Raw genomic sequence first — 17,998 nt, 5'->3', positions numbered from 1 at the left:
TGTGGGGATTCAGCCCATGGCGGGCTGCGGGTCGGGCCTCAGCCCTTCCACGCCTTGAGCGCGCGTTCATAGCGCCCGGCGGCCGTATCGCGGGCTTTTTCCAGTCGGCGCCTTTCGGCCCCATGTCGTTGTTCCAGTTCCTGCCGCTCGCGCCGGAGGGCGGCTTCGCGGCGGGCCAGCCGCCGGCTTTCCGCTTCCTGCCGCCGGTCGAGCGCCGCCAGCGCTTCCTCCGCCTCGTCCAGCGGCGCGCGATCGGGGCGGGGTTCGGGCTTCGCCGCCTTGCGCGCCGTCGCTTTCCCGGAGCCTGCGGGCCTTTCCGCCGGCAAAGCCGCGAGATGCTCCGCCATGGAACCGCGGGGGCGCTTGATGACCGTGCCCGGATGGGCGAGCGGCTCGGCGGTCAGCGCGGGATCGGTCACGACCTCCGCCACGCCGCGGGCGAACAGATTGGCGTCGGCGCCCCAGGCCTCCAGCGCCGCCTTCTGGCTGGGCGCGGCGACATAGGCGTCGTGGAAGCCGATGGCGGTGCGATAGGTCTTGAGCGCGCGGGGCATGGCCGGGAAACGCCTGGGGCGGGCGCCCGGCTCCCTGCCGCCACTGGACTCGCGCGCGATTCCCTACTAGCCGCTCCCCTGCATGGACCTGCCGCGCCGGGCGGGCCTTTAGATTAGGGACCAGGGTAGATGACCGTCATCAAAACCGCCGATCTGATCGAGAGCGTGGCCGACGCGCTCCAGTTCATCAGCTACTATCATCCGATGGATTATATCCGCGCATTGGGCAAAGCCTATGAGGCGGAGGCCAATCCGGCGGCGAAGGACGCCATCGCCCAGATCCTGACCAACAGCCGCATGTGCGCCGAGGGGCACCGCCCGATCTGCCAGGATACCGGCATCGTCAACGTCTTCGTCAAATGGGGCATGGACTGCCGCCTGGACGACAACAGCCGTTCCATGCAGGAGGTGATCGACGAGGGCGTGCGCCGCGCTTACCTCAACCCCGAAAACCGGCTGCGCGCCTCGATCCTGAAAGACCCGGCGTTCAGCCGCGTCAATACGAAGGACAACACGCCCTGCGTGCTGAATGTCGAGATGGTGCAGGGCGACAAGGTGATCGTCGACGTCGCGGCCAAGGGCGGCGGGTCGGAGAACAAGACCAAGTTCAAGATGATGAACCCCAGCGATTCCATCGTCGACTGGGTGCTGGAGATGATCCCGCAGATGGGCGCGGGCTGGTGCCCGCCCGGCATGCTGGGCATCGGCATCGGCGGCACGGCGGAAAAGGCCGTCGCGCTGGCCAAGGAATCGCTGATGGAGCCCATCGACATGGGCGAACTGAAGGCGCGCGGGCCGCAGAACGACATCGAGAAGCTGCGCATCGAGATTTTCGACAAGGTCAACGCGCTGGGCATCGGCGCGCAGGGGCTGGGCGGGCTTTCGACCATCCTGGACGTCAAGATCTACGACTATCCCTGCCATGCGGCGGGCAAGCCGGTGGCGATGATCCCGAACTGCGCCGCCACCCGCCATGCGCATTTCACGCTGGACGGGTCGGGTCCGGCCTATCTGGAGGCGCCGAAGATTTCGGAATGGCCGCAGGTGGACTGGAAGCCGAGCAAGGAGGCGATCCGGGTCGACCTGGACAAGCTGACGCCGGAAGTGGTGCAAAGCTGGAAGCATGGCGACCGGCTGCTGCTGAACGGCAAGATGCTGACCGGGCGCGACGCGGCGCACAAGCGGATTCAGGACATGCTGGCCAAGGGCGAGGAACTGCCGGTCGATTTCAAAGGCCGCGTCATTTACTATGTCGGCCCGGTCGATCCGGTGCGCGACGAAGTGGTGGGTCCGGCCGGGCCGACCACCGCCACGCGCATGGACAAGTTCATGGACATGATGCTGGAGCAGGGCCTGGCGGCGTGCGTCGGCAAGGCGGAGCGCGGGCCTGCGGCGACCGATTCCATCGCCAGGCATAAGAGCGCCTATCTGATGGCGGTCGGCGGCGCGGCCTATCTGGTGGCGCGGGCGATCAAGGCGGCCAAGGTGGTCGGCTTCGAAGACCTGGGCATGGAGGCGATCTACGAGTTCGAGGTGCAGGACATGCCCGTGACCGTCGCCGTCGACAGCGAAGGGCAGAATGTCCACCGGCTCGCCCCGCTGGTGTGGCAGGAGAAGATCCGGAAGGAAGGTCTTCTCGAAAAGGCGTGAGGCTTCTTGATCCTCCCCATCGGTAGATGGGGAGGGGGACCAGCCGAAGGCTGGTGGAGGGGAAAGGGCGCGATGCCTCCCAAAAGGAAGACGGTGGCGCAGGCGCGGGGATTGCGCCGTGCTTTGACCCCTCCGGAGGTCAGGCTCTGGCAATGGCTGCGGGAGCGGCCCGAGGGGCTTAAGTTCCGGCGGCAGCATCCGGTCGGGCCGTATGTGCTGGACTTTTATTGTGCGTCGGCGCGGCTGGGGGTGGAGGTCGATGGCTCCGGGCATGATAGCGCCGAACGAGTGGTTCGGGATGAACGACGGGATGATTGGCTGGGCGCTCAGAATATCCGTGTTCTGCGGATCAGGGCTGTCGACGTGCTTCGGGAGTTTGAGGGGGTGACGGTGCATGTCCTGCACCAATGTCGCGCATTTCCCCTCCACCAGCCTGCGGCTGGTCCCCCTCCCCATCTTTCGATGGGGAGGAATGAGTGATTTGGCTTCCGGCGGCTTTGTTGGCGGGGGTGGCGCAGGCCTGGCGGACGGCGGTGCAGCGGCGGGTCAGTCATGATCTGTCCGTCAATGCGGCGGGGGTGGTGCGTTATCTTTATGGGCTGCCTTTCGCGCTGATGTTGCTGGCGGGCTATCGGCTGGTTTTTGCCGGGCCGTGGCCCTCGCCCGATGCTTCGTTTCTGCTCTTTTGCCTGGGGGGCGGGTTGGCGCAGATCATTGCGACCAATTTGCTGATCATGGCCTTCGCCCATCGCAATTTCGTCGTCGGCACCGCCTATTCCAAGACGGAGGCGGTGCAGGGGGCCATATTGTCCTTCCTGCTGATGGGGGAGCGGCTGCATCCGCTGACATGGGCGGGGATCGGTTGCGGGGTGATGGGCGTGATGCTGCTGTCGGCGGGCGGCAGGCAGGCGGGATTCGTCCGGTCGCTGGGGCAGCCGGCGGCGCTGTGCGGGATCGCTTCGGGTTTCTTCTTCGCGCTGACCGCCGTCGCCGTCCGGCGGGCGACGCAGATGGCGGGCGGCGGCGATCCGGTGCTGGCGGCGCTGGTCGTGCTGGCGGCGGCGGTCGCGATGCAGGCGGCGATGCAGGGCGGCTATCTGCTGCTGCGGGAGCCGGAGCAGATGCGCCGGGTGCTGCGCGGCTGGCGGGTTTCGGGGCAGGTGGGGCTGTTGTCCGCGCTGGGTTCGGCCTGCTGGTTCACCGGCTTCGCCACCGCGCCGGTCGCGCTGGTGCGGATCGTCGGGCAGGTCGAGGTCGCCTTCACCCTGGGCTTCGGCCATTTCTACCTGGGCGAGCGGATGGCGCGCAGCGAGGTCATGGGGCTGATGCTGGTGGTGGGCGGGGTGGTGCTGGCCTTGATGGGGGCGCTTTAACCAGCCCTTCGATGCGCCATTTCCACTTCGCTCAATGCTGCTCAGGACGAACGGAGTGAGTTCGGCCAACGGCCCGCCGCATCGCTAACGGATATTTTACCAACGTCCGATAGCCCGGATTGCGTGGAAAACCAGGCAAGAAACCGGAACGTCGAACAGGCGGTGAAGAAGGTGGCCGAGTTGTCGGGCGACCTGGGCATCCGCACGCTCGATTTGCAGGCGGACATCAGCGAACTGGCGGATCGCGTCACCAACCAGGCCCGCACCATAGAGGCGATCAGCGGCGCGGCGGCGCAGCTTTCCCGCGACGGCGAAAGCGTGGCGCTGGCGGGGCAGGACGCGCGCGAAAAGGCCGTGGCGGCCCGCGGCATCATCCAGGATTCTGGGCGCCAATTGTCGGACGCCAACGGCAATTTCGTCGACCTGATCGAACGGGTGAGCAGCGTCCACGCCCAGCTCGACGGCTTTCGCGAGGCGCTGAAGACCGTCGCCCATGTGACCAGCGTCATCAGCGGCATCGCCAGCCAGACCAATTTGCTGGCGCTGAACGCCACCATAGAGGCGGCGCGGGCGGGCGACGCCGGGCGCGGCTTCGCCGTCGTGGCGGCGGAGGTCAAGAAACTGGCGCAGGAAACCGCGACCGCCACCCAGACCATCGACCAGTCGATCGGCGCCCTGACCGGCGAGGCGGGCAAGATGCTGGAGGGCATCGTCCACGGCGCGGAAACGGCGCGCACCGCGCTCAACGACACCAAGAACATCGAACTGCTGGTCGAACGGCTGGGCGCGCTGATGGCGGACCTCTCCAGCAACAGCGAAACCGTCGCCGAACGCATCGCCTCCATCGTCGGATCGGCGGGCGAGATTCGCGGCGGGCTGGCGGCGCTGGCGAGCACATCGACCGACAATGCCGGGGGCCTGCAAAGGCTGTCCGGCCGCATCTCGACCGCCAGCGACGACACCAACCGGCTGCTGCAACTGGTGGCGGAAAGCGGCGTCGAGATCGCCGACACGCCCTATATCGACTTCTGCCTGGACGCGGCCCGGACGGTGAGCGACGCGCTGGAACTGGCCCTGGCGGAAGGCCGGCTGACGGAAGGCGAATTGTTCAGCGAAACCTATATGCCGATCCCCGGCACGCAGCCGGCGCAATACAGCCATCCGGTGCAGCCGGTGCTGATCCCGGCGGCGCGGGCGCAGCAGGAACGGGCGCGCGCCTTTCCGGGGCTGTTCGGCATGACCTTCACCGACCGCAACAGCTTCGGCGCGGTCGCCATGCCGGAACGGTCGCATCCGCAGCGGCCGGGCGACGACGACTGGAATTTCGAATATTCGCGCCAGGGGCTGATCTTCGACTATCCCGACACGCGGGAACAGTGCCGCATCACCCAGCCCTTCTGCATCAAGGCCTATCGCCGGCTGAACGCGGTGGGCGAGGTCATCCTGCTGAAGCAGGTCATCGCCTCCATCCACGTGCGCGGCCGACATTGGGGAATTTTGCAGATGGCCTATCAGGACCAGGACGGGTAAGATTTCCCGGCCGCCTGGAGCCATGTTCAAAGGCGTCAATAATCCTTCGAATAGCGCAGATTGGCGGACGATCCCGCATTGGTCCCCGTCTTCGACAGCAGGCTGAGCGTCCTCGACAGGGAAATTTCGAGCTGCGTCGCGGTGAAGCCCTTGGGATCGGTGATCACCTCCACATAGATGTTGTTGGAGATATGCTGCCCCACCGCCAGCGACGTGCCGCGCCCGGTCGCCTCGTCGCCGCCGACGATGCCGATCCGGTCGACGCCCGACGCATTTTGCAGCTTGCCCATGGGGTTCAGCCCGCCGCCGCCCCCCCGCAGGCCGTTCAGCGCCGCCGCCAACTGGATCGCCTGCGTCGCGGACAGGTTCGCCACATTGTCGCCGAACAGGATGCGCGCCAATATCTCATCCTGCGGCAGCGTCGGCGTCGAGACGAAGGCGATGTCCGGCCGCTGCGCCGTGCCGCCGACCGCTATGCCCGCCGTCACGTCGCTGATCTTTGTTTCGGCGCGGATCGCCAGCGTCGGGTTCATCATCGGCCCGTTGAAGCTGATGACGCCCTGCTCCAGATCGAACTGATGGCCGGAGAAGCTGTAGCGGCCGCGTATCACCTCGATCTTGCCGACCACGCGCGGATCGCTCGCCGTGCCGGTCACGCGCATGTTCGTCTTCCATTCGGAATCGAGGCCCATGCCGGTCACGTAGATCTCGTTATCGGCGCGGATGCGCACGTCCAGCTTCCATGGCGCGGGCCGGGCGGCCGCCTGCCGCGCCGCCACGCGCTGGTCCAGCAGGTCGGTCCCTTCGCCCTTGCGGCGCACGCCGGTCAACTGGCGGATGTCGCTGCCCCCCTGCCAGGCGACGCGGTAGCGGGTTTCGGGAAGCGACAGGTCGCCCCTGATCAGGCCGCCATCGGCCGGGCTGTTGGTGATGGCCAGCGTGCCGCTGACCACGCTGGTGATCGCTTCGCTGCGGGCGAGGCGGGCGCGGTTCAGCCTCACGGCGATGTTCATCGGATAGCCGCTTTCCGCCGCCAGCCCCACCGTGCCGCTCGCCTGCACCGTGCCTTCGCCCGCCCGCCCGGAAAAATCGCGCAGGTCGAGCCGGTCGTTGGTGAAGCGCCCGTCCAGCCGCATCTGCGTGACCCGCGTGCCGAAGGTCTCATTCTCATAGGTGAGCGCATTGGCGCGGACGAGGCCGTTAAGCCGCGGCGCGCTCAGCCGCCCGCCGAAATCGGCCGCGACGGCGATCGGCCCGGTTAATTGTTGATCCGCCAGCCCGGCGAAGGAGAACAGCACATCGGCCGGCCCGGCATAGCGGATGCCGCCCCCCAAGGGCGCGGATTGCAATTGCTGCGCCCAACCCGCGCCCGGTCCCGGCGGCGCCAGCGTCGCGACGAAGCGGCCGAGCGTCGCATTGCCGCGCCGGATGAGGCCGCGCATGTTGCCGCCCGCGCTCGACAGCTTGCCCTCGACCGCCATGGACACGGGATCGGACACGGCGGTCAGGCTGGAGCGGCGGAAATCCGCAATCGCCAGCCGCGTGGTCGCGGTCGGGAAAGCCGAACCATCCTGCGCGAAATCCAGCGTGCCGGTCGCCTTCCCGCCAATGCCCAGCCCCGGCGAGGCCATGTTGACGATGGCGAGGTCGAAATCCTTGAACCGCGCCTGCATCGCCGTCTGCTGGCCGAAGCGGCCCGCCAGATCCACCCGCCCCTGCGGCAGCACCAGCGTCGCGGGTTCCAGCCGATACCCCGCCTGCTCGATCCGGACGATGGCGGGCCGGGCGAAGCGGAAGGGAATGTTGCTCGCCCGTCCCTCCAGCGCGACGGCATAGAGCGTCGGGCGCAGCGCGGCGTTCATGGCGATGGAGAAGGGCACGCCGGTCGAACCGTCAGCGACCAGTTGCGCCCGCCCGCGCCCGCCGCGATAGTCGATCCGCCCGCGCGCCTTGCGCACCACATAGTCGCCATAGGCGGCGTTCGCCATCTGCACGTCGGCGCTGATCTGCGGCTGTTCGGCCAGCACCATGTTCGCGGTGATCAGCGCCCGGCCGATCACCACATCCGCCTCGCCCGGCAGCTTGGCATTGCTGGCGGTGGCGTTCAGCTGCGCGCCCTGCGCCTTGCCCACCGCCGTCAGGCGGACCGCGCCGGTGACGCCGGAACCGTTCATGGCAAGCTGCCCGGTGAAGGGACCGGCGGCGCTCTGCTGCACGCGGCCGTTCATGTCGATCCCGGCGAAACGCGCTTTGGCTATGTCGATGGTGAGCGGCCCCTTAGAGGTGCGGATCAGCACATTGGCGAAGAAGGGGCCATAGGCGGACCCGCCGGTGGCTTCCAGCCTATAGCCCGCCGCCTCGCCGTTCAGTTTCGCCACGACATCGTGAAGCTGCACCCCGACATTGGGTCGGGCGGCGCGCAGCACCGCATTGGGTCGCTCCATCGTGCCGCGCACGGTCAGCGCCAGCGGGCCGTATCGGTTGGACGTCGCCCTGGCGTCGAAGGCGATCCGGCCATCCGTATCATAGCTGCCCGAACCGCTGTGGATGCGGAATTCGGGCGCCGCGCCCTTCAGGCCGCTGAGGGTGAACCTGCCCTCCGGCGTCATGCCGATGCTGCCGGACGCGACGGCATTGCCGCCCAGGAAGTCGCGGACGGAGGCGTTCTCCCACCGCGCCGTGCGCACGCCGAAGCGGCCGGACAGGCCGAATCCGCCCCTCGGTCCCGGCACCAGCTTCACATCGGTCTGCAGGTTGACGATGCCGACGCCGTCGATCCGGTAGTCATTGACCCGGCCCTTCAGCGCGCCGCGATAGACGGCGTTGTCCATGTCCGCCAGCACGATGGCGGTGGCGTCCACCCGGTCGCTGTCGATCTTCAGATTGTCGCTGATCAGCTTCCCCGCGGCATAGGCGAAGTCGCCCTTCACCCGCAGATTGTTGAGCAGCCCGCCCGCCGCCGCGTTGAGGCCGGTGACGCGGCTGGCGGTGGCGCTCACCGGAATGCGGATGCGGTCGGCGTCGATCACGGCGCGCCCGCTGGCCTTCAGATTCTCGATGCCGGTGGCGTCGAAGGCGATCTGCCTGGCGGTGATGTCATAGTCGATGAAGGGCGTCGCCATCGGCCCGTCGAGAATGACGGAGGCGCGCACGTCGCGGCCCTTCACCTTCTCCATGATCGCGCCGGGGGCAAGCAGGGCGGCGTCGATCCGGAGCGCCCCGAACCGGCTTTGGCCAAGGTCGACCAGCCCCTGCGCGGTGGCGGCGACGGCGGGGGATTTCAGCGAGCCTTTGAGGTTCACCCGCCGCTCGTTCATCCCCGCGAACAGGTCGACGTCGAGCGCGGGCATCGTCAGCCGGTCGACCGTCCCGGCGAAGACCAGCCCCGGCCGCAGCGGCCCCTTCGCCGTGAAATTGCCGTCGCGGGCGGCGAGCGCGATGTTCGCCAGCTCGCCCTTGCCCGACATGGCGATCAGCCGCCCGTTCCACGCCTGCCATGTCCCCCGGCCGTCCAGCGTCGCGGTGAAGCCGTCGGTCAGGCCGCTCATCGCCGCGATCACCCCGCCTTTGGGCGCGGTCAGCCTGCCCTTCATGGCCAGGCGGTTCTGCGCGGGCACGGCGTCGAGATTGGCGTGCAAACGGTCGCCGCTGTCCACCACCGCATCGGCGGACAATATGGCGCGGCCGTCAGCGATATGGGTCACGCCGTCGATGGCGATCTCGCGTTTTTGACCTATGACCGGCTTGGCGACGAGGAACCGGGCGATCTTCAGCCGGTCGACGTCGATGTCCAGGTCGGGCAGGATCGGGGCGTTGGGATCGGTCTTGGTGATGTTGAACCGCGGGCTGCGGGCGAGGACCACCAGCGGGCTTTCCAGCAGCCGCACCGAAATATGGTTGTCGATGTAGCGGAAGGGACTCCACACCACATGCACTTCCGGGCTGACCGCGAAAATGCCCTTGGGGTCGCGCAGCACCAGATTGCGGATCGTCATGTCGCTGTAGATCGACCCGTCGATCCGCCCGACCTCTATGGCCATGCCGGATTCCAGCTTCAGCGCGGCGATCTGGCGGATCAGGAATTTCTTGCCCGGCTGCGTATCGAGGAACAGCAGCAGGCCCGCCGCCAGCACCGCCAGCGCGACGACAAGGCCGACGACGCCCAGTGCGACCTTCTGCCAGAGCGGGCGCTTTTCGCGAAGGATGACGGTTTCCTCAGCCATCAGAAGGCCTGTCCGATGCCGATATAGAGCGCGAATTTGGATTCGCCCGGCTGCCGGTTGATCGGCATGGCGATGTCGGCGCGGAAGGGACCGAAATTGGTGTAGAAGCGCCCGCCTATGCCCACGCCGTAGCGGATGTTCGAAAATTGCGGCACGGAGCTTTCATAGACCTGCCCCGCATCGACGAAGGCGACCACGCCATAATCGCCGAAGCGATAGCGGCCCTCGACCGCGAATTCATTGACGGACCGGCCGCCGATGGGATCGTTGTTCGCGTCCTTCGGCCCCAGTTCCTGATAGCCGTAGCCACGCACCGACCCGCCGCCGCCCGCATAGATGCGGCGGGATGGGGCGACATCGTCACGCTTCACCCCGCTGATCGTGCCGACCCGCGCCCGCCCGGCGATCACCAGGCTGTCCGATACCGGATAATAGCCGGTGAGGTCGAATGTCGCCCGCAAATAGGGCGAGAAACTGCCCTGCAAAGACCCCTCCGGCTCGGCGCGCAGATTGGCGCGGAAGCCTTTTGTCGGGTTCAGCAGGTCGTTCGACCGATCATAGCCGACCTGCACCGGCAGGCCGCCGATGAAATAGGTCCGCCGCGTCTTGTCCGCGCTCGCCGGATCGACCACCACCTGCTCGTTGGTCAGCAGCACCTCCGCCCCATAGCTGTAGGTCCAGCGCTTCTGGAAGATCGGCGTCGACTGGCGCGACCAGCCGATGTTCAGCCCCAGCGTATAGGCCTCATAGGCGTCGTAATTCTGGTGGTTGACCGCGATACCCGTCTGGAAGGTCTTGTCGCGCTTGCCCGCGTTCGATCGGCGGAAGGTGCCCGACGCGCCCTGTTCCTGCGTGCCCGCTATGACGCTGGCGATCACCGCGCCTTCGGGCGGGAAGAGGTTGCGGTGCGTCCATGTTCCCTCGGCGCGGAAGCCCTGCCCCGTGCCATAGCCCAGCTCGCCCGCCAGCGTGCGCGGCTTGCCCGCCTCCTGCGCGACGTTCAGGTCGACATATTCGGTGCCGTCCGGGCCGGACTCATCGGTGCGCACCGGATCGACCGAAATGCTGGAAAACAGCCCCGTCGCCACCAGCGCCCGGCGCAGATCGTCCACCTTGCGGCTGTCGTAAAGCTCGCCCGGCTTGAAGCGGCTGATGACCTTCATATGATCCGCGCCGAAGGCCTGCTTCTCGCCCGTGGTGGCGATCCCCCGGAACGACCCGCGCGGCCCGGTCTCCACCGGTAGGGTATAGTCTCCCGTCACCGTCGCGGGGTCGAGCAATATGTCCCGCTGCCCGACCTTGGCGAAGGGATAGCCGTTTTCCGGCAGCCTGACGCCGACATTGGCCTCCGCCCCCTCGACCGCCGCCGCGACGATATGGTCGCCGGCCTTGAGCGGCAGGCTGTCGCGGACCAGGCCGGGCGGCACGGTCGGCCCGGCGTTGATGACGATGTCCCCGATCCTGTAGCGCTTGCCCGGCGTGACCGAGAGGACGGCCTTCAACGCCCCGTCGCCCGCCTGATCCAGCGAGGCGAGCGCGGTCGCGTCATAATAGCCCTCCGAATAGAGCAGCCGCACGGCCAGCGCCTCATCCTCATGGGCGCGGGCCTGCACCATCGCCGCCGTGTCGGCCTTGCCGCCGCCGTCGATCAGGGCGGAGGACTCGCGGAACGCCGGTTCCAGCCCGGTCCTGCCGAACCCCTCCACCGCCACCGAATAGCGGACCGCCTGGGTCTTCGCATCGGGGTTGTCGTCGGTCGCGACCTGCGCCGGCACCTGCACGCTGTCGAGCGGGGGCAGCGGCTGGGCCAGTTCGCGCTCCTCCTGCGGCTCGACCGCAGGGGGCAGTTGCCCGGCGGCTTCGGCGGGCGGCATCTGCCGGTCGATCCACTCGTCGATCGAGGGCAGCGGCGCGCCGGGGTCCGCTGCGGCTTCTCCCGCCTTGGGCAGGCGCGCCTCGAACTCGCTGTCGGGCAGGATCGGTTCTTCCTGCTGTTGCGGCGGCGGAGGCGTCTGCGCCGTCAGGGGGAGGGGAAAGGTCGCCATCATCGTCAGACCCAAGGCTCGCCGGACCCGCTTCTGCCTTGAACCCATGGAAACCGCTTTGCCCCTCTTGCCCTTCGCCCATGGAGGGCGGGAACAGCCAATACGCGCAGCGGGTTGCCAAGGTTCCGCCCGCGTCATGAAGGGGGCGCTTCCCTCCAAATCCCATCCAGTCTAGACCGGCGGCATGACCATCGCGCTCAACGTCACCCGTTCGATCCTCGGCCAGCCCTGGCGGTGGCGCGGGGGCAGCGCGGACGGGCGCGATCCGGGCTATCGGCCTGACGATCTGGTGACGCAACTGCTGCTGGCGCGGGGCTGCCCCCGCGACGCGGTGGAGGCGCACCGCAATCCCACCATCCGCCATTTCATGCCCGATCCCAGCCTGTTCCGCGACATGGACGCCGCCGCCGAACGGCTGGCCGACGCGGTGGCGCGGGGGGAGGATGTGCGCATCTTCGGCGACTATGACGTGGACGGCGCGACCAGCGCGGCGCTGCTGATCCGTCTGCTGCGCGACCTGGGGCTGGCGGCCCGGCCCTATATCCCCGACCGGCTGATGGAGGGCTATGGCCCGTCGGGCGAAGCGCTGGTGCGGCTGGCGGGCGAGGGCGCGACCCTGATCGTCACGGTCGATTGCGGCGCGCAGGCGTTCGACGCGCTGGCGCAGGCCAAGGCGGCGGGCGTCGATGTGGTGGTGGTCGACCATCATAAATGCGCCGCCGCTTTGCCCGAAGCGCTGGCGCTGGTGAATCCCAATCGCCTGGATGAGGGGGAGGAAGCCGCCGCCCACGGTCATCTGGCGGCGGTGGGCGTCGCCTTCCTGCTGGGCGCGGCGCTGATCCGGGCGCTGCGCAAACGCAACTGGTTCGCGCAACGGACGGAGCCGCCGCTGATGGACCTGCTCGACATCGTCGCGCTGGGCACCGTGGCGGACGTGGCCCAGTTGAAGGGGCTGAACCGCGCCTTCGTGGCGCAGGGGCTGAAGGTCATGGCGAAGCGCCGCAATATCGGCCTTTCCGCCCTGATCGACGCCAGCCGCCTGACGCGGGCGCCGCTCTGCCACGACCTGGGCTTCGCGCTGGGCCCGCGCATCAATGCGGGCGGGCGCGTGGGGAAGGCGGACCTGGGCGTGCGGCTGCTCACCACCGACGACCCGGCGGAGGCCGCGCAGATCGCGCAGGAACTCGACCTGCTGAACGAGGAACGCCGGACCATCGAAGCGGCCGTCCAGGCGGAGGCGGAGGAACTGCTGGCCGCGCAGGGCAACCGGGCGGTGGCGCTGCTGTCCGGCGCGGGCTGGCATCCGGGCGTGATCGGCATCGTCGCGGGGCGCATCAAGGAGAAGGCGGGCCGCCCCGCCATCGTCGTCGCCATCGATGGGGACGGCACCGGCAAGGGGTCGGGCCGCTCCATTTCCGGCGTCGATCTGGGCGCGGCGGTGCTGGCGGCGAAGGATAGCGGCCTGCTTGTCGCGGGCGGCGGCCATGCCATGGCGGCGGGTCTGACGGTCGCGGCGGACAAGGTCGATGCGCTGGCCGACTTCCTGGACGAGCGGCTTTCCGGCGCCGTCGCGAAGGCGCGGGACGACCGCGCCCTGCTGATCGACGCGGTGCTGGCGCCTGCTGGGGTCAATCCGGATTTCGTCGCCGCCATCGACGCCGGCGGCCCCTATGGCGCGGGCTGGCCCGCGCCGCTGATCGCTTCCGGGCCGATGCGGGTCATCAAGGCGGACGTGGTGGGCAACGGCCATTTGCGCGCCATCATGGCGGGCGATGACGGCCGGTCGATCAAGACCATCGCCTTCCGCCAGGCGGAATCCGACCTGGGCCAGGCCATATTGGGGGCGCCCCGCGACCGGCGGCTGTGGATCGCGGGCCGGGCGAAGATCGACGATTGGGGTCCGCGCCCCGCCGCCGAACTGCATCTGGAGGACGCCGCCTGGGCCGATTGAGGGGAGGATCGGCTATTTTATGCCCCGCGTCATTTTCAGGACGAAAAGGGGGTTGACCGTTCCGGAGCCACCGCCTAATGCCCGCCTCGCTTCGCAGCGACGCCCAGGCGAACCTGCTTGTGGCCCCTTCGTCTAGCGGTCTAGGACGCGGCCCTTTCACGGCTGAAACACGGGTTCGATTCCCGTAGGGGTCACCACCTTCCCTTGCCGGAAGGCGCCATTGCATCCCGTAAATGGCTGTTTTCTGTGATATGCTCCGCTCGTACGGAGTATGCGGTGTTTCACCGCATACCAACAAACCGATGGTAGAGTTGATGGTGTCCGCCACTCCCTGATCGGGAGATAGCATCATGGCGCTTTCCGCAGTGGCGATCAAAGCCGCATGATTTGGATTGCCCAATGCAGACCGTCCCATTCTGGCAGCCGTCGACCAGATACCGCCATCCCCACTCAGACCGGAAACCGCAGCTGCTGGCAAAAACGGTCGCCGCAAAATGATCATTCGGATGATCGCCGCGCCATGTCGATCAAAGCCTTGAAAGCGGCCGAGGGATTTCGTCTGGTCGGATAATAGAGACATAATGGCGCGATTGGCGGCGTCCAGTCTTCCAGGACTCGAACCATGCGCCCGGCCTGGATGTCTTCCCGGACGTCGGCCTCCATGAAATAGCCGATGCCGACATCATCGAGGACGGCGATGCGCGCCAGGCTCGCCTCGTCCAGCGTGATGGGACCGGCAACATCGATCTGAACGGGCTGACCGTTCTTCTCAAAATGCCAGCGATGCAGCGCCCCATTCGGCAAGCGGACGCGAATGCATGAGTGACGAAGCAGGTCCGGAGGGGTGCGGGGCTTGTCGTTGACCTTGAAGTAGGAAGGCGATGCAACCACGGCAAAGCTGCGCGGAGGTCCGACGGGAATTGCGATCATGTCGGTCGGCACAAGGTTCGCGGTTCGCAAGCCAAGATCAAACCCCTCGGCGACGATGTCCACGATCCGGCCTTCGGTGACAAGGTCGATGTGAACCTTGGGATAGTGTCGCAGGAACTTCAACAATAGCGGACTGAGAATCTCCCGTGCGCCCGTGGCGAAAGCATTGATCCGCAGAGTGCCGGAGGGCGTTTCCTGCTGCGACCGGGCGGCTCCCATCGCTTCGTGAAGAGTGCTCACGGCAGGCCCCACCTGTTCGACGAAATTTCGGCCGGCATCGGTGAGGGACACGCTGCGGGTCGTGCGATTGAACAATCGGACGCCAAGCTGCCCTTCCAGCTTGGCGATGGCATTGCTCAGCGCGGTGGTTGAAAGCCCCAGTTCCAGAGCCGCAGCGCGAAACGACCCGCGCCGCGCTATGGCGAGGACCGCATCAAATTCAACCAGGCCGTGCTTTGACATTGTCCCGCCTTTCGCAACGTCACATGCCGGTTTGGTCCGATTATCACAAGCATTGCTCGACGCTAAATTCCCCTTGTCACCGCAAGGAGCCGAGCAATGTCGATCGAACTACCCAAGCCCATCGCCGACTATGTCGCGGCCAATGCACGGCTCGATGCCGATGCCATGCTCAAGCCGTTCGCCGCCGACGCGGTTTTCCTGGACAACGGAAAGCGCTTCGAAGGCCACGACGAGATCCGCAAACTGTTCGAGGAGGAAGTCATCGCCGTGAAGGCCGTCTTCATGCCGGAGGCGATCCGCCGCGAGGACGGTCAGGTCGTCGTCGAAGGGCCCGCCCATGGCGACTTCCCCGGCAGTCCCATTCGCTTCACCTATCGTTTCACGCTCGAAACCGATGCCATCAAGGCATTGGAGGTCACGGCATGACGATCAGGGCCGATGCGACCGAGTTCGCGGGAAAGCGCGTGCTTGTGAGCGGTGGCACCAAGGGTGCGGGCCGCGCTACGGTGGATCGGTTCCTGGCCGGAGGCGCGCGGGTCGTCACCGCCGCGCGCGGAACGCCGGAGCCGATCGATGGGGTCGAGTTCGTCCAGGCCGACCTCACGACCGCGGAAGGCGGTAAAGCGCTGGCGGACGCCGCGCTCGAACGGCTCGGCGGCATCGACATTCTCGCCCACGTCCTCGGCGGTTCGTCCGCGCCCGGGGGCGGCTTTGTCGCCCTGACCGACGAACACTGGCTTTCGGAGTTGAACCTCAACCTTCTGGCCACCGTTCGGCTCGATCGCCTGCTGGTCCCGAAGATGATCGAACAGGGCGCTGGCGCCGTGGTGCATGTCACCTCCATCCAGTCCGTCCTGCCATTGCCGGAGTCGACCACAGCCTATGCCGCTGCCAAGGCCGCGCTCAGGACCTACAGCAAATCGCTGTCCAAGGAACTGGGGCCGAGGGGTGTGCGGGTCAATGTCGTGTCGCCCGGCTGGATCATGACCGACTCGACGGTCCACTTCCTGGAACGCCTCCAGCAGGTGAATGGCGGCACGATCGAGGATGCGAGGCAGTCGGTCCTCGATGCCCTTGGCGGCATTCCGATCGGGCGCGGGGCCGAACCTTCCGAGGTCGCGGACCTCATCGCCTATCTGGCCTCGGATCGCGCCGGCGCGATCCACGGCGCCGAATTCGTCATCGATGGCGGCACGATCAGAACCGTGTGAGGCCAACCACATGACGGCATTCTCCGATGGCGCGGCCTCGTCGTCGACGCAGCGGGGCACGATCGAAACCGCGGTGAAAAAAGTTCGACATGGCGCGTGACCGAGATCGCCTTGCGCGCGAATAAGAGATCATGCGCTCGGACTTCCTCTCGAGATTGATCTCAAAGCCCGCGCCGAGCACGGCGCCGGCCAGCCGCGAGCGTCCGTCCAGAACCGCGCCGGACGGCTGGAGCAGCCTGATGGCGGCGGCGCAGGACGGCCATGGCGGAGCCTATCGGCGGCTGCTCGGCGAGATGTCCTGGTGGCTCAAGCACTATTTCCAGCGCCGACTGCCACCGGGCGACGTGGATGACGCCGTCCAGGAGACGCTGCTCGCCGTCCACCGGCGGCGCCACACCTATGATCCGCAATATCCACTAGGACCCTGGCTGGCGGCGATCGCCAAGAATAAGTGGGTCGACCAGTTGCGCAGCCTGGCGCGCCGGCCCATGGACGAGCTGCCTGACGAGATAGCCGTCGCCGACCACGAGGCTTCGGTGGTCAGCAGCTCCGTCTTGGCCAGCCTGCTCGACGAGCTTCGCCCCGCGCAGGCGCAAGCGATCCTGCTGGTCAAGGTGCAGGGCTACAGTGTCGATGAAGCGTCGGGCCAGATCGGCCTCTCGCCCTCGGCCGTGAAAATGAACATCCACCGTGGGCTTGCGCGCCTGACGGCCATCATTGAGAAGACCCCCGATGTCGAGTGAAACCCTGATCGTCGCGCTGTCGTCCGATCTCGCGCCAGTGCAGCGCCGCAGCATGCTGCGCGAAGGCGGGCTAGTCCTTGCACTCGGCGTTGTGGAGCTCGCGCTGTTCGTCTCGATGGGAGTGATGCGGCCCGACATGCACCACATCACCGGCTCGCCCTTTCTCATCTGGCGGGTGGGAAGTCTCGGCCTGCTCGCTGCGGTCGCCTGCGTTCTGGCGATCCGGTCCTTCTCTCCGACGGCGCGACCACGGCGGGGGCTGATGCTTGCCTGCGCCCTCGCGGTCGCGGCCATCGTCGGCGGTGCGTTCGTGATGCCCCCAGGCGCGAGCGACCGCGCGCTGCTCGATCGCATCGATCCGGCCAGCGGCATGCTGTGCGCCGCGTCGATCTTCGTGCTCTCGCTGCCGATCGTGGCGCTGCTCGGCGCCCTCATGCGGAGGGCCGCGCCCACCCAAGCGAGGCTCAGCGCGCTCGCCTCCGGCATCGCCGCCGGCGCCTGCGGAGCCTTTGTCTTCGCCTTCTGCTGCCCCTTCAACGACCCGCTCTACGTCGTGGTCTGGTATAGCGTCGGGTGCGCCGCGGTGGCGGCCGCAGCACGATGGCGCCTGCCGCGACGCTTCCGCCTCTGATCAGAACCGGCGCGGCGCATAACGAGCCGCGCAATGCCCGAACACCAATCACCGATCCACCCGGATTCCGGGACAGGAGACGTGCGCCCGCTTCACATGAAGGAACCATGCCATGAAGACCATCACCGACGCGAAGTCCCCGGATCGGGATTGGCTCAAGACCTATTATTATCTGCGCTTCGCGGTCTCCGCGATCTGGGTCGCGCTCGCCTTCACGGTCGCGAAGGCCATGCCGCCGCTGGCCGCGATGATGCTCGTCGCCTATCCCGCATGGGACGCGCTGGCGAACTATCTCGACGCCAGCCGAAGTGGCGGCCTGATGAGGAACAAGAGCCAGATGCTCAACTTCGTCGTCAGCGTCGCGACCGCCATGGCCGTCGCCGCGACCCTGCCGCACGGCATGCATGCGGTCCTCCAGATCTTCGGCATATGGGCGGTGCTCTCCGGCCTGTTCCAGCTACTCACCGGGGCGCAGCGCTGGAAGTCCTATGGCGCGCAATGGGCCATGATCCTGAGCGGCGCCCAGTCGGGGCTCGCCGGGGCGCACATGATCAGCAAGGCCGTCGGCGCGGCGCCGGTCAGCATCGCCGACATCGCGCCCTACGCCGCCTTCGGCGCCTTCTACTTCCTCGTCTCGGCGGTCTCGCTGACCATCAGCGGCGCGCGTCATCGCTCGAAGGCGGCCGCCGCCTGAC

Annotated in this window: 14 protein-coding genes and 1 tRNA gene; 11 read left to right on the top strand and 4 right to left on the bottom strand. The window is 67.4% G+C overall.

Annotated elements, in window-relative coordinates; all coding sequences use genetic code 11:
* Positions 1–38: 38 nt before the first annotated feature.
* Positions 39–554, bottom strand: a complete 516-nt coding sequence (locus tag SIDU_RS13325; RefSeq protein ID WP_007687948.1) for a hypothetical protein — start codon at positions 552–554, stop codon at positions 39–41.
* Between the two features lie 129 nt (positions 555–683).
* Here SIDU_RS13325 and SIDU_RS13320 point away from each other — a divergent pair, with 129 nt between their 5' ends.
* The 4 genes from SIDU_RS13320 (at position 684) to SIDU_RS13305 (ending at position 5,107) form a co-directional block, all read left to right on the top strand.
* Positions 684–2,204, top strand: a complete 1,521-nt coding sequence (locus SIDU_RS13320) for a fumarate hydratase (protein ID WP_007687946.1) — start codon at positions 684–686, stop codon at positions 2,202–2,204.
* 72 nt (positions 2,205–2,276) lie between these two features.
* Positions 2,277–2,684, top strand: coding sequence for an endonuclease domain-containing protein (locus tag SIDU_RS13315; protein ID WP_007687944.1), 408 nt, complete (start codon positions 2,277–2,279; stop codon positions 2,682–2,684).
* Complete coding sequence (locus tag SIDU_RS13310; RefSeq protein ID WP_007687942.1) at positions 2,681–3,577, top strand: DMT family transporter; 897 nt, start codon at positions 2,681–2,683, stop codon at positions 3,575–3,577. Before SIDU_RS13315 ends, SIDU_RS13310 begins: the two co-directional genes overlap by 4 nt.
* A gap of 123 nt (positions 3,578–3,700) precedes the next feature.
* The gene (locus SIDU_RS13305; protein WP_007687940.1) at positions 3,701–5,107 is read left to right on the top strand and encodes a methyl-accepting chemotaxis protein; all 1,407 of its coding nucleotides are present in this window, start codon (positions 3,701–3,703) and stop codon (positions 5,105–5,107) included.
* Positions 5,108–5,142: 35 nt separating this feature from the next.
* On the opposite strand, the gene SIDU_RS13300 is transcribed toward SIDU_RS13305, so the two are convergent.
* On the bottom strand, positions 5,143–9,330 hold the full coding sequence (locus SIDU_RS13300) for a translocation/assembly module TamB domain-containing protein (protein ID WP_025772766.1): 4,188 nt from the start codon (positions 9,328–9,330) through the stop codon (positions 5,143–5,145).
* Positions 9,330–11,423, bottom strand: a complete 2,094-nt coding sequence (locus SIDU_RS13295; protein ID WP_037508063.1) for an autotransporter assembly complex protein TamA — start codon at positions 11,421–11,423, stop codon at positions 9,330–9,332. The genes SIDU_RS13300 and SIDU_RS13295 overlap by 1 nt, the downstream gene beginning before the upstream one ends.
* A 136-nt stretch (positions 11,424–11,559) precedes the next feature.
* Between SIDU_RS13295 and recJ the strand changes: the two genes are divergently transcribed.
* Complete coding sequence (recJ, locus tag SIDU_RS13290; RefSeq protein ID WP_007687938.1) at positions 11,560–13,326, top strand: single-stranded-DNA-specific exonuclease RecJ; 1,767 nt, start codon at positions 11,560–11,562, stop codon at positions 13,324–13,326.
* A 121-nt stretch (positions 13,327–13,447) separates the two neighbouring features.
* A tRNA-Glu gene (locus SIDU_RS13285) sits at positions 13,448–13,523 on the top strand.
* A gap of 301 nt (positions 13,524–13,824) precedes the next feature.
* Here the strand turns inward: SIDU_RS13285 and SIDU_RS13280 are convergent.
* The gene (locus SIDU_RS13280) at positions 13,825–14,718 is read right to left on the bottom strand and encodes a LysR family transcriptional regulator (protein ID WP_007687937.1); all 894 of its coding nucleotides are present in this window, start codon (positions 14,716–14,718) and stop codon (positions 13,825–13,827) included.
* 96 nt (positions 14,719–14,814) lie between these two features.
* Between SIDU_RS13280 and SIDU_RS13275 the strand changes: the two genes are divergently transcribed.
* The 5 genes from SIDU_RS13275 to SIDU_RS13255 all read left to right on the top strand — a co-directional run bounded on the left by SIDU_RS13275 (position 14,815) and on the right by SIDU_RS13255 (position 17,997).
* Complete coding sequence (locus SIDU_RS13275) at positions 14,815–15,144, top strand: nuclear transport factor 2 family protein (RefSeq protein WP_007687936.1); 330 nt, start codon at positions 14,815–14,817, stop codon at positions 15,142–15,144.
* Positions 15,141–15,929, top strand: a complete 789-nt coding sequence (locus tag SIDU_RS13270) for an SDR family oxidoreductase (protein ID WP_007687935.1) — start codon at positions 15,141–15,143, stop codon at positions 15,927–15,929. Before SIDU_RS13275 ends, SIDU_RS13270 begins: the two co-directional genes overlap by 4 nt.
* 131 nt (positions 15,930–16,060) lie before the next feature.
* On the top strand, positions 16,061–16,672 hold the full coding sequence (locus SIDU_RS13265) for a sigma-70 family RNA polymerase sigma factor (RefSeq protein WP_025772765.1): 612 nt from the start codon (positions 16,061–16,063) through the stop codon (positions 16,670–16,672).
* Positions 16,662–17,303: an NrsF family protein gene (locus SIDU_RS13260; protein WP_007687933.1), complete on the top strand. Its 642-nt coding sequence runs from the start codon at positions 16,662–16,664 to the stop codon at positions 17,301–17,303. The genes SIDU_RS13265 and SIDU_RS13260 overlap by 11 nt, the downstream gene beginning before the upstream one ends.
* A 112-nt stretch (positions 17,304–17,415) precedes the next feature.
* Positions 17,416–17,997: a DUF308 domain-containing protein gene (locus SIDU_RS13255; RefSeq protein WP_007687932.1), complete on the top strand. Its 582-nt coding sequence runs from the start codon at positions 17,416–17,418 to the stop codon at positions 17,995–17,997.
* Position 17,998 lies beyond the last annotated feature (1 nt).

The organism is Sphingobium indicum B90A (genome assembly GCF_000264945.2).
GTDB classification, from domain to species: Bacteria; Pseudomonadota; Alphaproteobacteria; order Sphingomonadales; family Sphingomonadaceae; genus Sphingobium; species Sphingobium indicum.
Note: the sequence above shows the minus strand (reverse complement) of the source record. Positions and strands in the feature narration are given on the sequence as shown.